The 548-nt window shown below is 48.5% G+C and carries 1 protein-coding gene; it reads right to left on the bottom strand.

Features of this window, described 5'->3' with window-relative positions:
- Nucleotides 1-250 precede the first annotated feature (250 nt).
- On the bottom strand, nt 251-548 hold a 298-nt coding region (locus P1P89_23365), incomplete at its 5' end, for a transposase (GenBank protein MDF1594462.1).

The following is a 548-nucleotide window of genomic DNA, read 5'->3' as shown; positions in this document are numbered from 1 at the left end:
CCGGGGTTGATTTCATGAATACATCCATAGTAAATAACTGAAGTAATTGCAAGAATAATCTTTACAATGTCAAATTATAAATCTCTTGCTTTTATGCTCGATCGTTTTTTTAAGATGCATCAAAGCTGTTTTGTTCGTATGGACTGCTTTAAAACTTTCGGGGTGTCCCAAATATATCAAAATCAGCCCTCTTTTGGCAATAGCGGTGTGTCGTAGCCGGCGGCTATATGCTGTTTGCTCAGTTTGTCGGTCAGGCGGCAAGCTTTAAGCCCGGGGCTTGACCGCCCCGGTATATGAAAACGGTACGCAGCTCCGTTGCGCAACGGGGACATCGGCCGATAGGCTGGTCAGGAAACATCCGTTGCAGCAGCTCCATGGCGCTGGGCAGTTTCAGTGTCGGCACATACGGCGCCTGGCCCAACAATTTGCGTGCCCAATCGAGCTTTTCACGACAATTGGGATGTAACAGCCCATAGGACCTTACCACATGGGTGCCTTTTTCCGGCACGTGACGAAGCAACCTGCCGATGAAAGCTTGCGCTTTCAAT

It is taken from the genome of Desulfobacterales bacterium (assembly GCA_029211065.1).
GTDB lineage: Bacteria > Desulfobacterota > Desulfobacteria > Desulfobacterales > JARGFK01 > JARGFK01.
The sequence above is the reverse complement of the archived record's forward strand: the minus strand, read 5'-3'. Positions and strand labels throughout refer to the sequence as shown.